General features: G+C 40.5%; 24 protein-coding genes. 19 read left to right on the top strand and 5 right to left on the bottom strand.

The window, feature by feature from the left end; translation table 11 throughout:
* Positions 1-548: 548 nt before the first annotated feature.
* The 15 genes from HDC33_RS07725 to cyoE all read left to right on the top strand — a co-directional run bounded on the left by HDC33_RS07725 (position 549) and on the right by cyoE (position 16841).
* Entirely contained in the window at positions 549-2327 is a 1779-nt protein-coding gene (locus tag HDC33_RS07725; protein ID WP_179391887.1) for an SLC13 family permease, read from the top strand.
* Between the two features lie 12 nt (positions 2328-2339).
* Positions 2340-2939 carry an adenylyl-sulfate kinase gene (cysC, locus tag HDC33_RS07720; RefSeq protein WP_179391886.1) on the top strand — a complete coding sequence of 200 codons (600 nt, stop codon included), beginning with the start codon at positions 2340-2342 and terminating at the stop codon, positions 2937-2939.
* 240 nt (positions 2940-3179) lie between these two features.
* Positions 3180-3887 carry a phosphoadenylyl-sulfate reductase gene (locus HDC33_RS07715; protein ID WP_179392677.1) on the top strand — a complete coding sequence of 236 codons (708 nt, stop codon included), beginning with the start codon at positions 3180-3182 and terminating at the stop codon, positions 3885-3887.
* A 48-nt stretch (positions 3888-3935) separates the two neighbouring features.
* Positions 3936-5084, top strand: coding sequence for a sulfate adenylyltransferase (gene sat, locus HDC33_RS07710; protein ID WP_179391885.1), 1149 nt, complete (start codon positions 3936-3938; stop codon positions 5082-5084).
* A gap of 44 nt (positions 5085-5128) precedes the next feature.
* Entirely contained in the window at positions 5129-5911 is a 783-nt protein-coding gene (gene cobA / locus HDC33_RS07705) for a uroporphyrinogen-III C-methyltransferase (protein WP_179391884.1), read from the top strand.
* Positions 5912-5932: 21 nt separating this feature from the next.
* On the top strand, positions 5933-6688 hold the full coding sequence (locus HDC33_RS07700) for a sirohydrochlorin chelatase (protein WP_179391883.1): 756 nt from the start codon (positions 5933-5935) through the stop codon (positions 6686-6688).
* Positions 6689-6803: 115 nt separating this feature from the next.
* A complete protein-coding gene (locus tag HDC33_RS07695) occupies positions 6804-6950 on the top strand; it encodes a YezD family protein (protein ID WP_179391882.1) in 147 nt (48 codons plus the stop codon).
* A gap of 34 nt (positions 6951-6984) precedes the next feature.
* Positions 6985-8814, top strand: a complete 1830-nt coding sequence (locus HDC33_RS07690) for an assimilatory sulfite reductase (NADPH) flavoprotein subunit (RefSeq protein ID WP_179391881.1) — start codon at positions 6985-6987, stop codon at positions 8812-8814.
* A 24-nt stretch (positions 8815-8838) separates the two neighbouring features.
* Entirely contained in the window at positions 8839-10563 is a 1725-nt protein-coding gene (gene cysI, locus HDC33_RS07685; RefSeq protein WP_179391880.1) for an assimilatory sulfite reductase (NADPH) hemoprotein subunit, read from the top strand.
* A 72-nt stretch (positions 10564-10635) separates the two neighbouring features.
* Positions 10636-11277 (top strand): NAD(P)-binding protein, encoded by a 642-nt coding sequence (locus tag HDC33_RS07680; RefSeq protein WP_179391879.1) that lies wholly within the window; start codon positions 10636-10638, stop codon positions 11275-11277.
* 173 nt (positions 11278-11450) lie between these two features.
* Positions 11451-12380 carry a cysteine synthase A gene (gene cysK, locus HDC33_RS07675; RefSeq protein ID WP_179391878.1) on the top strand — a complete coding sequence of 310 codons (930 nt, stop codon included), beginning with the start codon at positions 11451-11453 and terminating at the stop codon, positions 12378-12380.
* A 343-nt stretch (positions 12381-12723) separates the two neighbouring features.
* Positions 12724-13566, top strand: coding sequence for an ABC transporter ATP-binding protein (locus tag HDC33_RS07670; protein ID WP_179391877.1), 843 nt, complete (start codon positions 12724-12726; stop codon positions 13564-13566).
* Positions 13499-14251, top strand: a complete 753-nt coding sequence (locus HDC33_RS07665; protein ID WP_179391876.1) for an ABC transporter permease — start codon at positions 13499-13501, stop codon at positions 14249-14251. The genes HDC33_RS07670 and HDC33_RS07665 overlap by 68 nt, the downstream gene beginning before the upstream one ends.
* 36 nt (positions 14252-14287) lie before the next feature.
* Positions 14288-15295 (top strand): ABC transporter substrate-binding protein, encoded by a 1008-nt coding sequence (locus tag HDC33_RS07660; RefSeq protein WP_179391875.1) that lies wholly within the window; start codon positions 14288-14290, stop codon positions 15293-15295.
* A 604-nt stretch (positions 15296-15899) separates the two neighbouring features.
* Complete coding sequence (gene cyoE / locus HDC33_RS07655; RefSeq protein ID WP_179391874.1) at positions 15900-16841, top strand: heme o synthase; 942 nt, start codon at positions 15900-15902, stop codon at positions 16839-16841.
* Between the two features lie 84 nt (positions 16842-16925).
* Here the strand turns inward: cyoE and phaC are convergent, their stop codons facing one another.
* From phaC to HDC33_RS07640, 3 genes are all read right to left on the bottom strand, one after another.
* On the bottom strand, positions 16926-18014 hold the full coding sequence (phaC, locus tag HDC33_RS07650; RefSeq protein ID WP_179391873.1) for a class III poly(R)-hydroxyalkanoic acid synthase subunit PhaC: 1089 nt from the start codon (positions 18012-18014) through the stop codon (positions 16926-16928).
* Positions 18015-18087: 73 nt separating this feature from the next.
* Positions 18088-18828, bottom strand: a complete 741-nt coding sequence (gene fabG, locus HDC33_RS07645) for a 3-oxoacyl-[acyl-carrier-protein] reductase (RefSeq protein WP_179392676.1) — start codon at positions 18826-18828, stop codon at positions 18088-18090.
* Positions 18829-18941: 113 nt separating this feature from the next.
* Complete coding sequence (locus HDC33_RS07640; protein WP_179391872.1) at positions 18942-19388, bottom strand: poly(R)-hydroxyalkanoic acid synthase subunit PhaE; 447 nt, start codon at positions 19386-19388, stop codon at positions 18942-18944.
* A 238-nt stretch (positions 19389-19626) separates the two neighbouring features.
* On the opposite strand from HDC33_RS07640, the gene phaQ reads away from it, so the two are divergent.
* Both phaQ and HDC33_RS07630 read left to right on the top strand, forming a co-directional pair.
* Positions 19627-20046 carry a poly-beta-hydroxybutyrate-responsive repressor gene (phaQ, locus tag HDC33_RS07635; protein ID WP_179391871.1) on the top strand — a complete coding sequence of 140 codons (420 nt, stop codon included), beginning with the start codon at positions 19627-19629 and terminating at the stop codon, positions 20044-20046.
* Positions 20047-20131: 85 nt separating this feature from the next.
* The gene (locus tag HDC33_RS07630) at positions 20132-20617 is read left to right on the top strand and encodes a hypothetical protein (protein WP_179391870.1); all 486 of its coding nucleotides are present in this window, start codon (positions 20132-20134) and stop codon (positions 20615-20617) included.
* A 59-nt stretch (positions 20618-20676) separates the two neighbouring features.
* On the opposite strand, the gene HDC33_RS07625 is transcribed toward HDC33_RS07630, so the two are convergent.
* Complete coding sequence (locus HDC33_RS07625) at positions 20677-21699, bottom strand: hypothetical protein (protein ID WP_218843176.1); 1023 nt, start codon at positions 21697-21699, stop codon at positions 20677-20679.
* Between the two features lie 244 nt (positions 21700-21943).
* On the opposite strand from HDC33_RS07625, the gene HDC33_RS07620 reads away from it, so the two are divergent.
* Together HDC33_RS07620 and ypfJ are read left to right on the top strand one after the other, a co-directional pair.
* Complete coding sequence (locus tag HDC33_RS07620; RefSeq protein ID WP_179391869.1) at positions 21944-22810, top strand: mechanosensitive ion channel family protein; 867 nt, start codon at positions 21944-21946, stop codon at positions 22808-22810.
* Between the two features lie 224 nt (positions 22811-23034).
* Complete coding sequence (gene ypfJ, locus HDC33_RS07615; RefSeq protein WP_179391868.1) at positions 23035-23883, top strand: KPN_02809 family neutral zinc metallopeptidase; 849 nt, start codon at positions 23035-23037, stop codon at positions 23881-23883.
* An 88-nt stretch (positions 23884-23971) separates the two neighbouring features.
* Here the strand turns inward: ypfJ and ilvA are convergent, their stop codons facing one another.
* Positions 23972-25240 (bottom strand): threonine ammonia-lyase IlvA, encoded by a 1269-nt coding sequence (gene ilvA, locus HDC33_RS07610; protein ID WP_179391867.1) that lies wholly within the window; start codon positions 25238-25240, stop codon positions 23972-23974.
* Between the last annotated feature and the right edge of the window lie 119 nt (positions 25241-25359).

Raw genomic sequence — 25359 nt, 5'->3', positions numbered from 1 at the left:
CAAAGAGTCATAGCAAAAACTATATTAACTGAAATAATTAATCCAGTGTACAAACTGAGTGAAGGCGCCTTAAAAGGGGTAGCCGAAGCCATAAGGCTGACGACGAAGTTGTCTGGCTTATGGCGGGAGGCATCCCCTAGCGCCGTAGCGGATTCATAGGAGTTTTCCATTTCAACGCTTTATCGTAGTAAAGATAATGAATTATTTTTACGGGTAAATTGCATCCTAAGCATGCATTTATTAATAATACGGATAGCACCAAATTATTTTTCTTTTAGGGATACTGCCCATTAATTCATACTAAACATATATGATTAAAAATATTATCTGATAAGTCATTGACATTGAATTTTTGATGAGGTAGTATTGGTCTCAACTTAATAGTTTATATCCTATCTAGAGAGGTTTTTATTTTTTACCAATTAAATACATGCTAATTAGTCAACTAAAGGCATCTTTCAAATCGATCATTCGAATCGATTAAAAAGATGCCTTTTTTGTATAGTAAAATCAAAATAAAAAGGCATACGGAAAGGGTGGTGATGCCGATGTCATTGGAAATGATAACAGTGCTTGTTTTGATTGTTGTTATGCTCGCTTGTCTAGTTTTAGATGTAGCTAGACCGGGGATGATTATCTTTTCGGCATTAGTAATCTTGTTGATTACTGGAATACTGACACCGAAAGAAGCACTTAGCGGTTTCTCGAATGAGGGAATGCTTACAATAGCTCTCTTATTTATAGTCGCAGGGGCTGTACAAAAAAGTGGAAGGATTGATCAAATTGCGGAAAAGTGGTTGAAGAACAGTCGAACCCAGACCGGGGCAATGGTGCGGTTCTTCGTGCCGATTTCAATGTTATCAGCATTTCTCAATAACACACCGATTGTTGTGACGTTTACACCTATTATTAAAAACTGGTGTGAAGAACATGGAATATCCCCTTCGAAGTTTTTGATACCGTTATCGTATGCCACGATTTTGGGTGGAACGATTACACTGATGGGAACATCTACAAATATCGTTGTTCACGGGATGTTGTTGGATTATGGTCTTGAAGGATTTTCATTATTTACATTAACGGTTGTTGGCATTCCGGTAACAGTAGTTGGTCTATTGTATTTATTCACTGTAGGAAAAAGATTACTTCCTGATCACAAAGGCTTTAGTCAGCAAGTGAAAGAAGGCGCGAAAGAATATATTGCAGAAATGCATGTTGATTCATCATTTCAATTTGTGAACCAAAGTGTTGTAAAAGCAGGCTTACGCAATTTAGATAGTATATACCTCATTGAAATCATTCGCAAAAATGAAAGAGTGTCGCCTGTCCGGAACTCAACGATCATACAGGCAGGTGACCGATTAATCTTTACAGGTAAAATTTCCACAATGGCCGAATTACAAAAAGTCAATGGCTTAAAATTAAGAACGGGAACGAATCTGGAACTGGATGATCTTAAAAACGGTTCAACTCACTTAATAGAAGCGGTCGTGTCTCATCAATCAGGGCTTCTATCCAAGTCAATCAAACAATCGCAGTTTCGTTCGCGTTATGATGCAGGTGTAATTGCAATCCACCGGAAAAATGAACGGATACAAAGTAAAGTCAGCGATATTAGTTTGAAACCTGGAGATTCGCTGCTGTTATTAGCGGGTGCTGATTTCATAGGAAAATATGAACAATCCAATGACTTTTATGTTGTTTCCCGGTTAGAAACACCGAAGATATTACATGAAAACAACTGGAAATCTTGGTTTTCCATTGTGCTTTTATTGTTGATGATCGTTTGCGTTTCGATCGGGTGGTTAACGATGCTTAATGCAATGGCATTGGCTGTCGTCATTCTGTTAACCACAAAGGTTGTTGGCACGGAAGACGTAAAAAAAAATATGCAAATGGAAGTATTACTCATCATTGCCAGCTCGCTCGGCATTGGAATAGCAATGTCGAAAACGGGGTTGGCTGATTTAGCTGCTACCGGGCTAATAGCAGTAGGGAAACCGATTGGGGTCATCGGGATTTTAGTGATGATGTATGCATTGACAAACCTGTTTACAGAATTAATTACAAATAGTGCTGCCGCAGTCTTGATGCTACCGATTGGTTTGGAACTGGCAAATTCACTGGCACTTGATCCTATGGGATTTGCGGTATTAGTTGCGATAGCAGCTTCATCAAGCTTTATCACTCCGATTGGTTACCAAACAAATTTAATTGTTTATGGTCCAGGTGGTTATAAATTTATTGACTATGTGAGAATTGGCACACCGCTAAGTCTCATTGTTATGGTTACATCGCTAACAGTTATATATAACGTATGGTTTTAGGAGGAGAATATAATGACAAAGTCTACAAATATCGTTTGGCATGAATCCGAGATCACAAAAGCAATTCGCCGTGAAGCTAAGGGGCATAAAAGTGCTGTCCTATGGTTTACAGGATTATCGGCATCAGGAAAGTCGACGATTTCAGTTGCATTGGAAACGGCATTACACGCGCGGGGCATTCACACCTATCGACTGGATGGCGATAACGTTAGATATGGTTTAAATAAGAATTTAGGGTTTAGTCCAGAGGATCGAACGGAAAATATCCGCAGAATCGGTGAAGTTTCTAAATTATTGGTCGATGCAGGATTGTTCACGTTAACCGCATTCATTTCCCCTTATCGAGAAGATCGTAATCAAGTACGTGAACTTGTGGAAACTGATGAATTTATAGAAATATACATGAAAGCCACTATGGAATCATGTGAAGAACGCGATCCGAAGGGACTTTACAAGAAAGCAAGATTGGGTGAAATTAAAGGCTTTACAGGGATAGATGCTCCTTATGAAGAACCCGATGCGCCTGAAATCACCATCGATACAAATCGATTAAGTATTTCAGAATCAGTCGAAGTCATCGTTTCGTATTTAAATGATAATAATTATATATGAAAAAATCGGTGTTCCTGTAATTAATTAGGATTATGGGAATGAAATGCCTTAATACCTACTTGACACATAGGATTAATAAAGTTAACATATATTTTAACGAATAGCCGACTGGAAAACCAGAAGCTTAGGGCAGATAGTGAACATATGAATAATGCGCTGACTAAAAAATTAGAGGCGATTTTAATCATTGAATGATTAAAGTCGCCTTTTTTAAAAAGATTGGGAAGGAGAATTACTTTGGTGAAACTTACGTATGAATCATGGGTTGAGTCCAATGACAAATTTACGATTGACGATGAATCCAAAGGTGCATTAAACGTATTGCAATGGGCTTACGGCGAATATAAAGACGAGCTTGTATATGCATGTAGCTTCGGGGTTGAAGGTATCGTAATGATAGATTTAATTTCGAAAATAAAACCAACAGCTAAAGTGGTCTTTCTGGATACAGGATTTCATTTTCAAGAAACATATACCTTAATCGATGAAGTGAAAAGTCGCTATCCAAATTTGGTGATTGAATTGAAAAAGCCCATTTTAACAGTTGAAGAACAAGCTGAAAAATATGGCGATAAACTTTGGGAAAGACAGCCTGACCGTTGTTGTCATATGAGAAAAGTGGTGCCGCTACGAGAAACAGTAAGTAATGCGACAGCTTGGTTATCTGGACTTAGACGCGAACAATCACCATCGAGAAGTCAGACGAATTTTGTGAATAAGGATGAAACCTTTCAATCGATAAAAGTTTGCCCGCTGATTCATTGGTCGTGGAGTGATATTTGGGCGTATGTTGAAAAACACCAATTGCCCTATAACCCTCTCCATGACCATGGCTATCCAAGTATTGGCTGCGCCCCTTGTACATTGCCAGGCGATACAACAACAGGTTCAAGGTCAGGACGATGGGCTAATCAAAACAAAACGGAATGTGGCTTGCATAAAAGTTAAATCGTAATAGCGTATGACCAAAATTAAGTGAAAAATGGAGGAATTTAAATGAGCTTGAGTCAACCACACGGTGGCACATTAATTAATCGCAGGAATCCTGATTTTCAATTCGAGGGGTTCACGAAAACGGTTGAATTAGATGAAATTGCAAGTAGTGACTTAGATTTAATCGGTACGGGTGCTTATAGCCCGTTAAGTGGATTTTTAACAGAAGTAGATTATCACTCTGTCGTTACGACTATGAGGCTTTCTACTGGGGAACCGTGGACGATTCCGATTACATTGCCAACGACGGAGGAGAATGCACAAGATATCGCTGTTGGGAACTTCGTGAAATTGGTGAAAGACGGTGTTGTCTATGGTGTGCTTGAAGTATCGGATATTTTTACACCAGACAAGGAACAAGAAGCAGAACTGGTCTATCAAACGACAGACCGTGAGCATCCAGGCGTTAAGAAGTTGTTTGAACGTCCAAATGTATATCTTGGCGGAACAATTACATTGATTAAGCGTAGGCCGTTAAATGAGTTTTCTGACTACATCTATGATCCGATTGAAACAAGGCAAAAGTTCCAGGAGCGTGGCTGGGAAACAGTCGTTGGTTTCCAAACAAGAAATCCGGTTCACAGGGCACATGAATATATTCAAAAAACAGCATTGGAAATTGTAGATGGATTATTCTTGAATCCACTTGTAGGTGAAACGAAATCAGATGATATTCCGGCAGATGTACGCCTGGAGAGCTATGAAGTATTACTAGAAAACTATTATGCAAAGGAACATGTGTTTTTAGGTGTATTTACTGCAGCAATGCGTTATGCCGGACCAAGGGAAGCTGTTTTTCATGCGATGGTCCGAAAGAATTTCGGTTGCACGCACTTTATCGTTGGTCGAGATCATGCTGGTGTAGGTAATTATTATGGCACGTACGATGCCCAAAAAATCTTCAGCAACTTTACGCTTGGAGAGCTTGGGATTACGTTATTATTTTTTGAGCATAGTTTTTATTGCAATAAATGCGACAGTATGGCAACACCCAAAACATGCCCGCATGATGCGAGTCACCATATGATTTTATCCGGTACGAAGGTCAGGGAAAAGCTTCGCAACGGTGAACAACTGCCATCGACATTCAGTCGCCCGGAAGTAATTGACGTATTAATTGCCGGTATGCAAAAAGAAACGGTCCATTTATAAAGACGATGTTACTGTAAATTCAGATGGCTAGGAGAGGGTAGTGAATGGGTAAAGTTTATCTAGTTGGTGCGGGTCCCGGAGATGTTGATTTAATAACCGTTAAGGGGATGAAGTGTATTCAAGAGGCAGATGTCATCCTATATGACCGCTTAATCAATAAAGAGCTACTCGACTATGCAAAACCGGGAGCCGACTTAATTTATTGCGGGAAACTGCCAAACTATCACGCGATGATTCAGGAAACGATCAATCACTTTCTAGTGAAGTATGCGAAACAAGGAAAGATTGTCACTCGCTTAAAAGGCGGAGATCCATTCGTTTTCGGGAGAGGTGCTGAAGAAGCTGAAGTACTTGCTGACAATGGGATTTCTTTCGAGGTGGTTCCCGGGATTACTGCAGGAATTGCTGCACCTGCTTATGCAGGTATCCCTGTTACTCATCGCGAACTCAGTTCAAGCTTTGCGATTGTCACAGGTCATATGCGCGCCGGTAAAAGTGATTCCATTCATTGGGAAAGTCTTGCGAAGGGAATTGATACCTTGGCGATTTATATGGGGGTTGGTAATTTGCCATATATTTGTGCTCAGCTCACGAAATATGGTCGACCTGAAAGTACACCGGTCGCACTTGTCCATTGGGGAACGACAGAAGATCAGTATACGATTACAGGAACATTATCTTCTATAGTCGAGATTGCTAGAAAGTCTGACATGAAAAATCCGAGCATGATCATTGTCGGTGAGGTTGTAAAGTTAAGAGAGAAGATTCAATGGTTCGAACAAGCGGGGGTGGATCAAAAGCTCATACAAGAAGTGTCGGCGTACTAGCGGAAGAAAAGGGGGATTAGCATGCAGGCAATCTTATATGTGTGCCATGGCAGCCGGGTAAAGGCAGGTGTCGAAGAAGCCATTCAATTTATCCGGAGCAGTCAAGCACTTATCGATGTTCCGATACAAGAAATTTGTTTTTTAGAGTTGGCGGCCCCAAGCGTGAATGAGGGAATTGCCAAGTGTGTGGACCAAGGTGCTACTAAAATTGCGGTCGTTCCTATCCTACTATTATCAGCAATTCATGCAAAAGATGATATTCCATTTGAAATCGAAGTGGGTAGGATCATGTATCCCGATGTCGAATTTACATACGGAAGGCCGTTTGGCATTCATCCGAAAATTGTTGACAGTTTATATGATCGGGTACTCGAACAAAAAATCACGATAGCAGAAGATGCCCAAGTGTTATTAATTGGAAGGGGCAGCAGCGATCCAGCAGTCAAGCAGGATTTAACCGAGATTGCACGGCTTCTTCGTGATAACTATGCCTTTAACAAAGTTGAAGTTTGTTTTCTTTATGGAGCGGCCCCTCATTTCGATGAGGTGTTGCAACAACTGCAGCAAGTTTCGCAAAAACAAGTTTTCATTATTCCTTACTTGCTTTTCACAGGAATTTTAATGAATGGAATTGAAAAAAAGATTACACAACAGTCAACTGGCGCCAATCGATTAATTCTTTGTCATAGCCTTGGCTATCATGAGAATATCCGAGATATACTCGTGGAACGAGTGACTGAATTACTTGAATCAGAAAAATCGTGCTATATAAGTTGAACATATGAAAGTCGATATTCGAATTATATAGTTATTAAATGAAGGAACACCATTTACTATCTAGTATTCAACTGCCTGAAGGCTCGTATTTTCATAGGAAGGATGGACAGTGACTATGGGGAAAAGGGAACAAAATCTTGATCTGACAATAGAAAATTTAAAGCAGATGCTAATTACGATGCAATACGGCTCAATAACATTGATTGTCCAAGATAATGTTGTTGTCCAAATCGAGAAAAATGAAAAGATCAGATTAAAATAAACGAAAAAAATACTACTTTGCGAGGTGGAAATCGTTGGCGCTTCTAGAGATAAACAGTCCATTTAATAAGGAGCAGGTAGAACTCCTTAATCAACTTCTGCCAGTTCTGACGGAGACACAACAAATCTGGCTGGGCGGGTATTTGAGTGCAAATCAGATAGCGAAAAATCAAATTGCATCCGGCGGCGTGGCTGTATTGGAAGCTCCTGTCGTTAGTACAGAGGTTATCTCCCGAGAAGTGACCATCCTCTACGGATCACAGACCGGCAACGGGCAAGCATTAGCTGAAAACCTGTCGAAAAACCTGGAAGCAGAAGATTTTCAAGTAACGCTTTCTTCAATGAATGATTTCAAACCAAATGCATTGAAGAAAATCGAAAACCTACTATTGATTGTGAGCACGCATGGAGAAGGTGATCCACCTGATAATGCGATTCCGTTCCATGAATATCTTCACAGTAAAAGGGCTCCGAGATTGGAAAACCTAGAATTTTCAGTATTGTCTTTGGGAGATAGTTCTTATGAATTCTTCTGTCAAACAGGAAAACAATTCGATGAGCGTTTGCTGGAATTAGGAGCTAAACAGCTTAGTCCGCGTGTTGATTGTGACTTGGATTATGATGAACCTGCCGCAGAATGGCTAAAGGACGTTCTTTTTACATTGAACAAACGAGAAGGGACCAATTCTACGTCTGTTCAGCAAACTGTCAATAATACGGCACCCTCTGAACAAGCGAAATATTCGAGAACGAATCCATTTAAAGCTGAAATCCTTGAAAATTTCAATTTGAATGGCCGTGGGTCGAACAAAGAAACACGACATCTTGAATTATCACTTGAAGGATCAAATCTTGATTTTGAACCAGGTGATAGTTTAGGTGTTTTCCCGGAAAATGACCCTAAGTTAGTAGATGCGTTGATTACTGAGATGAACTGGAATCCTGACGAACTCCTCGCGGTTAATAAGCAGGGAGAGCTGAAATCTCTGCGTGATTCATTGATTTCCAACTTCGAGATTACGGTGCTTACAAAACCACTACTACAAAAAGCATCGCAACTAACTGCTGCCAAAGGATTAAAAGAGCTATTGGAGCCGGAAAAAGATCAAGAATGCAGGAATTATCTGTATGGTCGTGATCTATTGGATTTAGTAAAGGATTTTGCACCTTGGGAAGTCCCCGCCAGTGAATTTATTTCGATTTTGCGAAAAATACCAGCACGCCTTTATTCAATCGCCAACAGTTCAAAAGCGAATCCAGATGAAGTACATCTCACGATTGGAACCGTCCGTTATGAATCGCACGGTCGCAATCGGGTGGGTGTCTGCTCGGACGAATGCGCTGTTCGCGCACTACCAGGTGATAGCTTGCCTGTATATGTTCAGCGGAATGCGAACTTTAAATTACCGGAGGATCCTGACACACCGATAATTATGATTGGACCCGGTACTGGAGTCGCCCCGTTCAGATCGTTCTTAGAAGAGCGGGAAGAGATTAGCGCCGAAGGGAAAACATGGTTGTTCTTTGGTGACCAGCATTTTGTGACAGACTTCCTATATCAGGTTGAATGGCAGAACTGGCTCAAACAAGGTGTATTGACACGGATGGATGTTGCATTTTCCCGTGATACGGACGAAAAGGTCTATGTCCAGAACCGTATGCTAGAGAAAAGTCAAGATATTTTTCAATGGCTGGAAGAGGGAGCTGTGGTTTACGTTTGTGGGGATGAAAAGCAGATGGCAACCGATGTTCATGCAACTTTAGAGAAAATCCTAGAAGAAGAAGGCGCCATGAGTTCCAAGGAAGCAACCGCCTATTTGGCTGACATGCAACAGCAGAAACGTTATCAACGGGATGTCTATTAAATAGACTGAAAAGGAGCTGGGAAAATGACGACAAAAATTATACTACCGCCACAACCGGGACCGCCTAGTGACGTTGAGCGGATAAAAAGCGAAAGCGATTATTTACGAGGGTCACTGGTGAATACAATGGAATATCCAATCAGTTCAGGAATCCCCGATGACGATAATCGATTGATGAAATTCCATGGCAGTTATTTGCAAGATGATCGAGATTTACGTAATGAGCGTCAACGACAAAAATTAGAACCGGCATACCAGTTTATGGTTCGTGTCCGTGCTCCGGGCGGAGTTGCGACTCCGGAACAATGGTTGGTGATGGATCGTGTTGCCAATAAATATGGCAACGGCACGTTGAAATTGACTACTAGGCAGGCTTTTCAAATGCATGGGATTTTAAAGTGGAATATGAAGAACAATATTCAAGAAATCAACGATTCGTTGATGGATACGCTAGCCGCTTGCGGTGATGTAAACCGGAATGTGATGTGTAATCCAAATCCCTATCAATCGGACATTCACACTGAAGTTTATGGTTGGGCTCAGAAACTGAGCGATTATCTTTCACCACGGACAACAGCTTATCATGAAATCTGGCTGGATGGTGAAAAAGTGGTCGACAGTCAGGAAACGGATGAAGAAATTGAACCGATGTATGGCGCGCTCTATTTACCACGGAAATTTAAAATTGGTGTAGCAGTACCTCCTAATAATGATATTGATGTTTTTTCCCAGGATCTTGGTCTGATTGCCATATTGGATGAAGGTAAATTAACAGGATTCAATATTGCTGTCGGAGGCGGCATGGGGATGACACATGGAGATACGAAGACGTATCCACAGTTGGCCAGAGTAATTGGATTTTGTACACCAGATCAAATTATTGAGGTGGCAGAGAAAATAATTACAATTCAACGTGATTATGGAGACCGCTCTGTGAGAAAGTACGCACGTTTCAAATACACGATTGATGCTCGGGGTCTTGATTGGATTGTCAATGAGCTCCAAGAAAGATTGGGCTGGGAACTTGATGCGGCACGGGAATATCAATTTGAACATAATGGCGATCGTTATGGTTGGGTGAAAGGGAGCAACGACAAATGGCACTATACACTCTTTATCCAAAATGGCCGGATTAAGGATCAGGACGATTATCCATTGATGACAGGTCTGCGGGAAATAGCCAAGATTCACACAGGGGATTTCCGACTCAGCCCGAATCAAAATCTGATTATAAGTAACGTTTCCAGTCAACAAAAAAATATTGTTGAAGAATTGATTGAGAAACATGGCTTGACTGATGGGCAGCATCATTCCGCATTACGAAGAAGTTCAATGGCTTGCGTTGCTTTCCCGACTTGCGGGCTGGCCATGGCCGAAGCCGAGCGTTATCTACCATCGCTGTTGGATAAAATCGAGTTGATTTTAGATGAATCGGGTTTACGTGAAAAAGAGATTGTTATACGCATGTCCGGTTGTCCAAATGGTTGTTCCCGTCCGGCTTTAGGTGAAATCGCCTTTATCGGAAAGGCCCCAGGTAAATATAATATGTATTTGGGTGCTGGTTTTGTTGGGGATCGGCTGAACAAAATCTATCGAGAAAACGTCGGAGAAGAAGAAATACTGGAATTGCTTAAACCTCTATTTTTCCAATACGCTAAGGAAAGACAGGAAGGTGAGCATTTTGGAGATTTTGTCATTCGTGCCGGACATGTGAAAGCCGTGCAATCTGGATTGGACTTTCATGATTGATCGGTGATAAGCCAAAAAAGGCCGCCAAAAGTGCGGTCTTTTTTTGATGATAAAAGGCAGGTGGAAAAATCAATGGACGGATATCCTATTATGCTGAACTTGAAGAATAAAGAAGCGGTAGTCGTCGGCGGGGGGCAGATAGCCTATAGAAAAATCGCCGGTTTATTACAGTCTGGTGCGTGTGTCACTGTAATAAGTCCCGTAATTCAATTGAAAATCGAAGAACTGCTCAGTGACAACCGAATTGCCTGGAGGAATAAAATATTTGAACCCGAAGATCTTGACTCTGCATGGATCGTCATTGCTGCGACGAACAATGAAAAAGTAAATGAGTTCGTCGCCTTATCCGCTGGAAACTATCAACTCGTGAACGTTGTTGATAATCAGGAAATCAGTACTTTCCATGTCCCTGCAAAGTTAACAAGAGGTGACTTAACAATCAGTGTTGCAACTGGTGGGGCAAGTCCAACACTGGCAAAAGTCATTCGTGATGAACTTGCCGCAATTTATGATGAATCTTATGAAGAATACCTTGAATTTCTTGCACTGGCGCGTGTAAAAGTGAAGCATTCCATTCTAAATCAAAAAATAAAAACTAAATTGCTAAAAGAAATCACAAATGTTTCCTATAGACAATCGAATGAAAAACAACAAGCCTTCCTAGAAACGATCAAAGGCTTTGCGATTACAGAAGATAGTCCCGCGCTACGTTAGCAAGAGTTAGTAATGGAACAATTGAGGGGTAAGGTGACTGTTTGATGCCTTATCCCTTTTGTGATGAATACGGACACAGATTTCTAAAAACTTATAAAAAGGATAGGAATAATATAGTTTGATTTGTTATACTAGGGAGACGATAAGAACTGCTAATTGGAAGGATGATGGATATGCAAATTGTAAATAATATAGCCGAACTGATAGGAAATACACCACTTGTAAGATTGAATAAAGTTTTAGATTCAGAAGGTGCAGCTGTCTTTGTGAAACTTGAGTCTTTCAACCCAAGCGGAAGTGTTAAAGATCGAGCAGCTTTCAATATGATCGTTGAAGCTGAGAAAAGCGGCGATTTATTGAAAGGTGCAACTATTATTGAACCGACGTCTGGAAATACAGGAATCGGTTTGGCTATGAATGCTGCAGCGAGAGGCTATCGAGCTATTTTCGTCATGCCCGACAACGCAACGATCGAGCGTATTAATTTAATGAAAGCATACGGCGCAGAGGTGGTACTAACACCGAGTGAAGAAAGGATGCCTGGAGCAATTGAAAAGGCAAACGAATTGGCAGGACAAATTGAGAACAGTTTTATTCCCATGCAATTTGAAAATGCAGCAAATCCGGATATTCATCGAACTACGACTGCTGTTGAAATAATCCGCGCGATGGAATCGATCGGTAGACCACTTACTGCATTTGTTTGTACTTCAGGAACGGGTGGAACAGTCACCGGGACAGGGGAATCACTAAAAGATTATGATAAGACAATCACTGTCCATGTCGTTGAGCCTGCCGGTTCACCTGTTCTATCAGGAGGGCAACCTGGTAAGCATAAGCTTGTTGGAACAAGCCCCGGTTTCATCCCGCCAGTGTTGAATACGAATGTATATGATGAGATTTTTAAAATTACAGACGAGGAGGCATACAATACAGTCCGGAGCATAGCGGCCCTTGAAGGTATCCTCGTTGGCCCTTCGGGAGGCGCATCAATACATGCGGCGCTTGCTGTAGCAAAACGATTGACACCTAATGATACAGTCGTTTGTATTGCACCTGACTCCGGCGAACGATATTTATCCAGCGACTTGTTCGAATCATAATTTCGTAACCTTTTGCCAATAAGAACCTCGGCAGAAGGTTTTTATTTTTAAGAGTTCTGTTTAGAAATTGTTGGGTATGGACTTGCTTGGAATTTGAAGAAACTGTCGTATAGTATGCCCTTGCTGTCGTAGAGTTTCCGTATAATCTTCCTCTAGTCAGACCTCCAGTACTACTGAAACGAATAGTATTTATTATTTTGTTATACAAACTAGAAAATATCATAAAAAGAAGTAGTAAAGAATGAAAATACTAGTTGACAAACTACATTGAAATGAGCGACTATATATAAAAGGTATAAAACATATTGAATTAGTAGGTATTGGGGTGGGAGGAGAAATTCAAATGTATTTATCGATTGATGGAATTGAAAAAAGTTTTCCTCATAAAGAAAAAGGCCGGGTAAACGTGCTAGATAATATCTCCTTAGAAGTGGATAAAGGGCAGTTTGTTTCGATTGTAGGCCCGTCCGGTTGTGGGAAATCTACTTTACTCTATCTTATTGCGGGTCTTGATAAGCCGGACACAGGGGAAATTCGCATTGCAGGAAAAAAAGTGACGAATCCAGGACCCGATCGTGTCGTTGTCTTTCAAGAAGATGGACTGTTTCCATGGTTAACAGTCCTTGACAATGTCACATATGGTTTACGTTTGAAGGGGTTGCCAAAAAAGCAGGCAGATGATAAAGCGAAGGAAATGTTGAAAATGGTTCATTTAAGCAATTTTATTGATGCATACCCTCATCAGCTATCCGGAGGTATGAAACAACGTGTTGCAATCGCACGGGCTCTTGTAATGGAACCGGCAATTCTGCTGATGGATGAGCCGTTTGCAGCACTAGATGAGCAAACGAGAATGGTGTTGCACAACGAGCTGTTGGAAATATGGCAAAAAACGAAAGTAACGATTTTTTTCGTTACGCATAACATTCGAGAAGCAGTCCTTTTATCGGAAAAAATTGTCGTTTTTGAAACACGTCCAGGAAAGATCAAAGAGATTTATTTTTCAAAAACTATGAAGGATGGAATAATGCCGAATGACGCAACATTTCATTTGGAAAAACAGATATTAGCCTCACTGCAAGGTGAAATTGAGAAAGTGTTAAGGGAGGAAATGGGGGATGATTACAATTTTAAGGCGGACCCTCTTCATCGCGATTCTAGCGGGGATATGGGAAGTCACATCTAGACTATCAAGCTTGCCGGATTTCATGTTTCCCAGTCTCAGCCAGGTACTTCTTACATTATATACGGGTCTTGTGAATGGGCAGATAGCGATTGCAATCTATACAAGTATGGGACGTCTATTAATCGGGTTTACAATTGCGACAGTGCTCGGGCTGTTTTTAGGTTATCTCATTTGGAGATCTAAGCTAGTTGAAGACACGCTTGGATTTCTCATTACGGCATTGCAGTCGATTCCGAGTATTGTTTGGTTTCCGCTTGCAATCATCTGGTTCGGGTTAAACGATTTTTCAATACTCTTTATTGTCGCAATCGGCGCAACATGGACAATGACAATTAGTGCGACGAGTGGCTTTAAGAATGTACCGAAGCTTTATCAACGAGTTGCCAAGACATTAGGATCAAGCGGCTTTCACTTTTTACGGACTGTCATTTTACCGGCGTCTGTTCCACAAATCATTTCCGGACTGCGGATCGCATGGGCGTTTTCATGGCGTGCGTTAATGGCTGGAGAACTGCTTGGTGCTGGGGGAGGACTTGGACACTTGTTGGAGATGGGCAGGTCTCTTGGGCAAATGGATTTAGTCATTTCGGTAATGATCATCATTGGTGTCATCGGGACTATCATGGATAATCTGGTCTTTTTACGACTGGAGCGCCGTGTACAGAAAAAGTGGGGAATCAGTTAAAAGAATTATATAAAATGGAGATGGGGAGAGATCACTATGAAACGTAAGTTATTCACACTTGCACTACTTGCATCAATCGTCCTAACTTTTGGTGTTGCATGCGGAAAGGCTGAAAAAGGGGCAAAAGGCAGCGAAGAAGTGAATATCGGGTATTTTCCCAACTTAACGCATATCGCTACGATAGTTGCATTGGAGAAAGGTTATTTCGCGGAAGCGTTCGGAGAAGATATTAAAATCAACACGAAAACCTTCAATAACGGCGGTTTATTCATGGAAGCGATGGCCACTAAATCAATTGATGTTGGAACAGTCGGACCCGGCCCATTGCTGAACTTCTATGTAAAAGACCCAAACTACCATATTATTTCAGGCGCTGTAAACGGCGGAGCAGTCCTCGTTGCGAGTGAACATAGTACTATTTCAGATTTGGCGGATTTGGACGGAAAGAAAGTTGCGATACCGGTAATTGGAAGTACACAAGATGTAATGTTACGTAAAGCGCTGCAAGAAGTGGGTCTTAAGCCGACTTCAAATGGTGGGACAGTCGAAATGTTTGCCGCAGCGCCAGCCGATACAACAACGCTTTTTATCCAAAAGACTGTTGACGCTGCCGCGACACAAGAACCGTGGGGATATATCTTAGAAACACAGGCGAATGGCAAGTTGTTGCTTGACTGGGAATCATTCGCTTGGGGAAAAGAATCGACAAATACAGTGGTCGCGGCAAGTAAGAAGTTTTTGGAAGATGAAAAACTTGCAAACGCCTATTTAAAGGCACATGTAAAAGCGGTCGGGTTTATTGAACAAAATCCTGGAGATAGCCAAGATCTTGTTATTAAGCACATCAAGGAATTGACAGGGAAAGAAATCGACAAAAAAGAACTGGAAGCCGCATTTAAGCGACTGAAAGTGACGACGTCCGTAAATGAAGAGGTTATTCAAGAGATGGCCGATATTAGTAAGGATGCGGGGTACGTCACTAGTAATGATATTGAGGGATTGATTCAATTGGAACAGTTGAAGTTAGTCGAATCTGCTGAGTAAGTATATGGTTCAGCTATAGTCTAGGCTAAGGATTCTCTATAATACACGCTCCGGCGCTTTATGGATGCCTTTTGTGACCACGTTTTAGTACTTACGCTGGTTTTTCTAGGTAAATTGGGGACATCTAATGCGTCGAAACAAAGTATACAAATAACAGGCAAGCTTTACCTCGATAGTAGTGAGGTAAGGCTTGCCGTATTTTTGAATAATGACTGCTTTACTCTTCGAAGTTATCACGGTGATTTCACCTTTTGAAATAGTTAGGTTAAATGCTGTTTAGCGACTTCTTTCGTACTAGAAGAATTGAGCATATAAAAACTGCGTAAGCGCCGAAGTGATATGGAATAGAATCATTAAGTTAGCCTCCGTATATTTTTCTTTTGATTTCGTTATTACTAGTCTATATTGTGCTGGAACATCGAGATTAACCTTTATGGGGTTGAATCACATAATCCTTTTTTAGCTCTCTTGAAAATGTCACAAAGCTTTCCTTTGTCTTACTTGAAAAGTAAGGGTAAAATGGAGGTAAGTATGCCAGTTGCAGAAGAATGTGCTTTTCATTACATTGGAAAAACACCTGGCTTTTTTGAGGAGAGAAGAATTGATGTCTAAAGTAATGGATCCTTCTTGGGAGAAGGTTGAGAAAACGACTGTATCGACTAAACAAAACTTGTCCACGCTTGTTGCTGACCTAAAATCACTTTTTAAAGCAATTGTTTTAATTTCTAACGTGTTGCCAGTCCTGACCGGTTTTTGGTTAGCACTTTATTTCACGGACTCAACTTTTTTAGCAAACTGGCACGTCTTTTTACTCACAATTTCAGGAAGTACGTTAGTGATGGCTGGCGCACTTATCTTGAATAACTGGTACGACGTTGACATAGATACAGTTATGGAACGAACCAAAAATCGCCCAACGGTTACGGGACATTTTTCCCTTAAATTCGTCTTAACTTTGGGTATCGTATTATCTGCAGTGGGTTTACTGCTTCTCACTTTGACAACAGTTGAAGCAGCCATCTATGCATTCATTGGATGGTTCACGTATGTTATTCTGTACACGATGTGGTCAAAACGCAGATTTACGTTGAACACAGTAATAGGCAGTGTTTCAGGCGCGGTGACGCCGCTAATCGGTTGGGCTGCAATAGAACCTGGATATCATATCGTCCCGATTGTATTGACTTTGATTCTGTTCATTTGGCAGATGCCGCATACATTTGCTATCGCGATGAAGAAGTCGAAGGAATACAGTCTGGCGAAGGTCGCTATGCTCCCAGTCGTTCATGGTTTTGAATTTACAAAACGGCAAATGGTTATCTATATAGTCTGCTTACTTCCTTTGCCATTCTTTTTAGGAGCACTTGGAACAGTATTTGTTATCATTGCGACACTAATGAATGTCGGCTGGCTAGTTGCCGGTATTAGCGGGTTTTTCACCAAAGATGATATGAAGTGGGCGCATCTCATGTTCATGTGTTCAGTGAACTATGTAGCGATCCTATTTACAATGATGATTCTCGTTACATTGCCAGTATTCAGTTAAAAAACTGTTGAAAAAATTAAGACAAACAATCCCCGGCCTGTATACTGGTCGGGGATTGTTTGTCTTCTTATAGGTTATTCCATCTCACTTCGAATTTTTCGTTAACCAACCATCAATCAGCGGGTATGTTTCATTGATCGCCTTGCGACCGACTACGACAGACACATGACCCGTGTCAAGCAGATGGAAAATTTTATTTTTACTCGATACTTTAGCTTGAAGTGGTTCAACTTGTTGCGGTCCAGCGATATTATCACGCTTTCCGGCAATGTTCAACAAGTTCGCTTTAATAGTGCTTAGCTCCACTTTTTGTCCTCTGATCAAGAGTTGGTCGTTAATTAATTTATTTTCTTGATAGAACTCGCCAATCCACTGTCTGTAAGCTTCACCTGGGAAAGGGATGCCGTCATTTAGCCATTTTTGCATAAGCTTCCAGTTTTCCACGAATTCCTCGTTGTCCGCACGATCTGCAAGACTGAAGTATGGACCATAAATATTTGCGATTGGATTCAATAATTTATTTCCGAAATCAATCATATCATGCGGCATATTGCCAAGCGTATCTACCAATTTATCCAAATTAAAGTGACGTTTGTCTAAGAAGTTTGCAAATAGGCCAGTATCTGAAAAATCAAAAGGACTGGTCATAAATACTAAATTGCGGATGGGAAGTTTAGGATGTAGCGCTGCGAAAATCGATGTCATCGTTCCACCCATGCAATAGCCGAACAAACTGATCTCATTAGCATCAGAAGTGCGTAACACCTTCTTAACGGCACGCGGCATGTAATCCAGTATATAATCATCTAATTTCATATTCTTGTCTTCAAAGCCGGGAGTGCCCCAGTCAAGGAGATAAACATCGTGGCCTTTATTAGTCAAATACTCAATTAAACTGTTTCCGGGTGTCAAATCAAGAATATACGGTTTATTGATCAGTGCATAAATCATTAAAATAGGGACTTTATTTGTTTTCTTTACGCTAGGTTGATAGCGATAAAGTTTTGCCTTGTTCTTTGTCCAAATGACTTCCTTCGGTGTTTGACCAACTTGCGGCTCTGCCTCGGTCGTAAGTACCGCTGTCATCCGCTTAAGCTTTCGATAACCGTTTTTAACATCCTCGGGCATGGAATCCACCCAGTTTTCCAATTCTTTTATAGCTGAGTTATTCATCTTATTCCTCCTTAATAATCGAAAATGGGCTCCCGGAAATGGAAGCCCCCTAAATGCCCATAAACGGGAAGTGTTACATGTACAAACCGCCATTTACATTGATTGACTGTCCGGTAATATAGTTAGCTTGCGCGAGAAACAATACCGCTTCGGCAATTTCATCCGCTTGACCTAAACGTTTCATGGGGATTTTTGAAATCATTTGTTCTTTTATATTGTCAGGCATTGCCGCCACCATCTCAGTTTCAATGAAACCTGGGCAAACAGCATTGACAGTAATACCGCTCTTAGCTGTCTCCAGTGCAAGTGATTTAGTGAATCCAACCATACCGGCTTTTGCAGCGGCATAATTGGATTGACCAAAACCGCCCGTCTGTCCAATGATTGAACTGATATTAATAATCCGGCCAGACTTTTTCTCCAACATATGATTGATGACTGCAGAAGTTGTATGGAAAACACTATTCAAATTTACATTGATGACTTCGTTCCAATCTTCTTCAGACAAGTTTCGGAATGAACGGTCTCTAGTAATGCCAGCATTATTAATAAGAATATCAATTTTTCCAAATCGACTTATCACTTCTTGTAAAAAGTTCTGGACATCATTTAAATCAGATACATCAGCCTGGATAGCGTAAGAAAGTCCGCCATCCTCTTCAATTTCTTGGACCACTGCCTCTGCACAGTCTGTTCGAGATTGATAGTTGATAACAACCTGTGCACCATTTTTAGCTAACTCTTTCGCAATAGCTGCACCAATTCCTCGAGATCCGCCCGTAACTATCGCCACTTTTCCTTCCAGAGGTTTCAAGATCGTCTGTCTTTCCATCACTTCAATCGCGCTCGTTGTCATCGTTTCATCCACTCCGAATCATGAATTTTTTATAAATAAGAAGTTCGGTTCACCAATCAACATCGAAGGTTCTAAATATTTTTAAGTTTATCTTTAGCAGAATTAGGAGCCTTTTTTTCATTAGATGTTTCAAGCAAACCAATTACTTTGTCTAGTTTTTTCTCCAAATTTATAACAGATATTTTTAGTAAGTTAATTTCATTGTTGGTTTCATTTTCAACTGTATCTACCTCGATTTTATCTTGGAGATCATCAATTTTCGCTTCGAGGTTAATGACGAGAGAGGCAATGCTCGCAATTTCCCCGCGCGTCGGCATATTAACTTGTTTCAAGTACGTTTCGGTCATTTTGGAAATAAGTTCTTGATATTGTAAGTGATTATTTAAAGTTTGGCCCATCCCTTCAGAGAACGGCTCTTTTTTCATCGAGTCTTGAATCGCTTCACTCCATGTGGCTTCTGTCTTCTCATAAATATCTTTCCACATCGTAAGTGGGTCCATAAATTTTGCTTGTGGCATAAGACTTCATCTCCCTTGGGTATTTTCAGTAGGTCGCTTGTATAATCATACTAAGAATAAACTTATTCTTAAATAAACAATAAGGACTATTATACCATCAAATTACATTATATTCCCTTATGATTCGACATGATAATACACTATTCTCAAAAATGTTATTTTTCATAAATTTGACTTTTATTTCACATAGGTGTAAATTACATATATAAGTATTTTACATTTTAGGCGGTGATAAATAATGGCGTTAAAGGGTGAAGAAACAAATAAAGTGAAAAGCCTCAATTTAGGCACCCCGAAAAACTTCTTGATCCCGATTATGCTTTTGCACCTGCGCGAATGGAATTCACATGGGTATGAATTGATGGAGAAAATCACGCAATTCGGTATTCAATCAGTGGATCAAGGAAACTTTTATAGGATACTGAGGCAACTTGAAAAAGACGAGCTGGTCACATCCGTTTGGGACACTACGTCGGGTGGACCGGCAAAGAGAATTTATTCGATTACAGGGGTAGGGGAAGAGTACCTTGAGTTATGGGCAGGTTCGCTTGGTCATTATCAAAAAATGTTGGAACAGTTTTTCAATTTGTATAATCCGTTTTTCGTACCTTTTCAAACACCTTCCAATTTGAAGGATGAGGACAATGAACGCGACTGACATCAGGGTACAATGCAAGAAGTATTTTGCATTTATTATAAATCCATGCATGAAAAATGGGTACATTTCAAAGGAGGAATTAAGAATGGTGAAGAAAATTGGGGAAAGCACACAAACGAGTAATGGGGTAGATCTAATTTGGGATGGCTGGTTAAATAGTATCAAAATGGTATCAGGAATTCAAAATGAACTAGAAGAAAAATCGCTACAAATATATGGTTATCAAAGGGAGCTTCTCGATTCAACACGTGATACATTGAGAAATATGGAGAGGCAGTCCAAACAAATGACGCAAGAATGGAAAGAACGTTTTACTGAGTTTGAACAGCTACAACCGATCTCCGGCTGGATTGAGACGATAGAAGGATTAAGTGACAAAGCACAAATTTCTCCATGGACCTCAGGTTATGCCATGGCGGATTTTTTATCTACATCTCAAGAGCAATTTGAAACGATCGGCAAAGAGGTGGTAAAAAAACAACAACAAAGCCGTAATGAAGTATTGCAAAAAATTGTAGAAGTCACCGATCAAATGAAACAAATACGTAGTGTATTAGTAACGACAGTTTAAAAGGAAAGTGCCAGGTAATGAAACGATTTCGAATCGTTTCAAAACCTGGCACTTATTTATTACTCAAAAAAAACTGCTACTTCTTTTGTGGTTTGTTCAGGCACCTTCATGCAAAGCGGTTCACCATGCAAGAAGTTGAAAACGTTCATATCACTTGTTTGTAGTGCTCCGATTGTCAGCCGTGGAACGAGCCGGACATGGACACGTTCAGTCGCGTTCTTGGTAACGGGGATAAATAGGGCAAGATTGAAACTCGTAATCCCGATTGTTTTAAAATAACGGAAATATTGTATGAGGCTTTTCGCAAGATCATTCCAACTAGTATCGTCTAATTCGTCCAGGGACGAAGCTTCGAATATCCCCATAAAATCAGTATGACTTTTAGGCGCAAAGGCATGTACCCAGTCAATTGATCCTACAGTTCCGATGAAACGCTCATCTATTTCACGTTCGCTCTTGATCAATCCATCATAATAATTGCTATCTGTTTCCTCATAAAATTGCGCACTGCCCGCCAAAGCTGTTAGTTGATAGTTTGTAGGAAGTTCTGAAGCTAAAACATGAATATGAGGATGTAGAATACTTCCTCCAGAAGGTGGCAAGTAGTTCCAATTTATGGATGAATATGCCGTTTGCTGGTCTTGAGCAATGACTCTTTTTAGATAATCATGTGCAGCCGAAAAGGAATTGGCAATCAAGGGCGCTGTAAATTCATTAGGTTTGACGTAGTGCTGATTGCACATCCGGACGACAGCATTGTGTTTGCTGTAAGGAAATAGATTTGGGAAAACGACAGCTTCGTTTTGATTGATCCGTCCACCCTCGATTAAATCATTCGGGAATCTAGGTGTAAAGGATAGCACGTTTTCAGGACAGAATGGACATTTGCTACCTGCTGTTTCTTCAGCAAGCCTCGAATAGTCAGTTGGAATGAATGGTGAGCCTGGGTCAAATATGATCCGAGATGTTTCGCCGGTCAGCGGATCCATTCGGATTTCGGTTTTCCGATCAATTAATTTCCCTTCTTGCATCGGGTCGTGAAACGTGAAGAACTCCTCTTTTGCTGTAAAGGTGATGGACATATCTTTTTCCCCCAATTATATATTTTAATTACGCTTTCTATTCTACCTATTGTTCACGGAAAAGTCAGTGTTTTCGTGTTATACGAGTCATCTCTATATTTCTAGCGGGGATTTTTTTGCGACTTCCCCGGGAATTCATTCCAAGGGCACTTTTCAATGAGAAAGAAAGATTATAATTATTGTATAGTATGATAAACTTAAAGAGTAAAAAATCTAGTGAATACAGAATAGGAATTTGATGAAAATGAATGAGTTTATAAATTCTATAAAACACTTTTTTGACATTGATTTTACACCCGTTAAATCGTATCTATTTTCATTGATGTTAACGATTATTTCCGCGTATTTGCTCATAGTTGTCTTCAGGAAGCTTATGCAGCAACTATTCAAACGAACAAGTCTATTAGAAGAGAAGAAGAAAGAAACTATTGAAAGTGTAACCAAAAACACATCCAGGTATATTTTGGCCATCATTATTATAATCGCAGCTATTAAGCCGTTCGTGGGCGATTTGAAAGAAGTTATTGTTGCCGGAGGAATTATCGCGGCCGTTATCGGTTTCGGTGCCCAGAAATTGATCAATGATCTTATAAGCGGCGTTTTCATAATATTTGAAGGTACAATCAAACGCGGAGATTTTATTAACGTCAACGGGGAACTCGAAGGTGGAACAGTTGAGGAACTAGGGTTCAGGATTGTCAAGATTCGATTGATTAACGGAAAGTTATTGACTATTTCCAATGGGGAAATCAGGAAAATGGTAAATGGTTCTGTTGAAAAAAGAAGGATTTTTGAAAGCCTTATCGTTTCATTCAATCAAGACCCGGGTATTGTTAGAGTGTTATTGCAAGAAGTCTGTGACGACTTGAACAAGAAACAATTATCCTATTTAAAAGTCGATAAGCAAACTGATGAATACGTGGAGATGTATAAAGTATATGGTTTACATTCCCTTGATACGAGTCCATTTGGTTATAAGTTTACAATTGTCGCTACCGTTAATGATACTGATTATTTAGTGGCTTCTTTGGAGGCAAAAGAAATTTTAGCCCAGAAACTCTTTGACAATAATGTGAAAATGGCAGAGCAATTGATTAATAAAGGGTATTGAACACTTTTGTTTAGTGGGGGTTATCGCCCTGTTCAAAACTAGGAATGTATTAGAAACACCAAGCATCGGGCAATTCTTGATGCTTTTTTTAAATGGTAAAATTCCACAACTGAAATGGTATCAAAAAAGAAGAATTATTATCCTCTAATTTTGGGTATAGCAAGGAATACATAGGTACATTCTGTGTAATCAATTGCTTCAATCAAAAGTTGGGAGGAAATAGAATGGAATGGAAAGGCAGAAAAGGAAGTGCGAACGTTGAAGACCGGAGAGGTAGGGGAAAAGGCGGCGTAGCATTAGCTGGAGGCGGCATTGGCGGTATAATTCTATTACTTATCTTCACTTTTTTGGGCGGTGACCCTGGAGAAATTTTGAATGGCGCACAAACTACGAATCAAGGAACGTCTGTTCCTTACGAAGAAACAGCGGAGGAAAAGGAACTCGCAGAATTTGTATCCGTCGTATTAGCGGATACCGAAGTTGTGTGGACAAAGTTATTTCGCGAACAAGGCTTGGAGTATGTAGAGCCAACCCTTGTCCTATACACAGATAGCGTTCAATCCGCGTGCGGGGCGGCTGGGGCATCAGTCGGACCATTTTATTGTCCGGGTGATCAAAAACTCTACATCGATTTAAGTTTTTATCAAGAACTTCAAGACAAATTTCAAGCTCCTGGTGATTTCGCAATGGCCTATGTAATTGCGCACGAAGTGGGTCACCACGTACAGACTCTGTTGGGAATCAGCGAGCAAGTGAACGCACTTCGTTCAAAATTGAGCAAAGAGGAGTTCAATAAGTATTCGGTGCGAATGGAATTACAGGCTGATTATTTTGCAGGTGTTTGGGCAAATCATCAGGCGGATATGAATTATCTAGAATCGGGCGATATTGAGGAAGCTATGACGGCAGCTAGTGCTGTAGGTGATGACCAAATTCAAAAAAAAGCTCAAGGCTATGTTGTACCGGATAGTTTTACACATGGAACATCAGAGCAAAGGAAGCGTTGGTTTACAAAAGGTTTCGAAAACGGAACCATTGAAGGAGGAGATACATTTAATGCAAGCGGGCTGTGAAATGATAAAGGTATCTTTGCTTAAAAGAAAAATCTTGCTTATGGTTTAATCGCCTTAAGCAAGATTTTTTATATGTTGGAAATCCCATTTAGATAAGTAAATCGAATAATGTACTATCCTTGTTAACTTCTTTAAATGAAAAGCCGCAATGATGCATCCGTTGAATAAGTCCCTCATAATCCGATTTTTTCTTCAGCTCAATGCCGACTAGTCCGGGACCGCTTTCCTTGTTGTTTTTCTTCGTATATTCAAATGTAGTAATATCGTCATCAGGTCCAAGTACCTCATCCAGAAATTGGCGTAACGCCCCTGAGCGCTGAGGGAAATTGACAATGAAGTAATAAAGGAGACCCTCATATAACAAAGATTTCTCTTTGATTTCCTGCATTCGACCGATATCGTTATTTCCACCGCTTATTACACAGATAACAGACTTGCCTTTTATTTCATCCTTATAAAAATCTAAGGCGGCGATCGGTAACGCGCCTGCAGGTTCTACAATGATTGCATGTTCATTGTATAATTCAAGAATCGAAGTGCACACTTTACCCTCTGGTACGATTACAATATTATCCAGATATTTGCGGCAAACTTCAAAAGTATGCTGTCCAGCAGTTTGCACCGCCGCACCATCTACAAACTTATCGATTTTATCCAATGTTGTCACTACATTATTCGTTAGGGCTGCTTTCATACTAGCCGCACCTTCAGGTTCCACGCCAATCATTTGTGTCTGCGGAGATACGTTTTTAATGTAAGTACTTAAACCGGAAGCGAGTCCGCCGCCGCCGATACTGGCGAAAACAAAATCAATCGGTTCTTCAATGTCATTCATAACCTCCACTGCGACCGTACCTTGGCCTGCGATGATATCATAATCATCAAAAGGATGGATGAACACTCTGTTTTCAGCAGAAGCGCATTCCGCGGCTTTGTTCGAGGACTCATCGAACGTATCACCTGCCAAAATAATTTCTACATAGTTTCGACCAAACATTCTCACTTGGTTAATCTTTTGTTTCGGTGTCGTCTGCGGCATGAATATTTTCGCGTAAATACCAAGTTGGGCACATGCGTAAGCAACGCCTTGGGCATGATTTCCCGCACTGGCACAGACAACTCCTTGTTCAAGCGCAACTGCTTCAATCGTCTTAATTTTATAATAGGCACCCCGTAATTTAAATGAACGAACATGTTGTAAATCTTCTCTCTTAACATAAATACGACATTCATATTTTTCGGATAGCCGTTCATTCTTTTGCAGAGGGGTATGTACAACTATGTCTTTTAATAATTGATTGGCAATCAGTATATCCTCGACTTGAATTCCAGTTGGTTCAGTCTTCGTTAAGCTCATTGTAATACCAGCACCCTCCATTTTAATATGATCGTTTTTCTATGATAACATGCAATACTGTGAAAAGTATACGAGTTCTCTTAATTATTCGAGAATTTTGAAGGAGAGCCGCTTTATTA

It is taken from the genome of Sporosarcina sp. JAI121 (assembly GCF_013408665.1).
Lineage (GTDB): Bacteria > Bacillota > Bacilli > Bacillales_A > Planococcaceae > Sporosarcina.
This window is presented reverse-complemented; position numbering and strand designations above follow the sequence as displayed.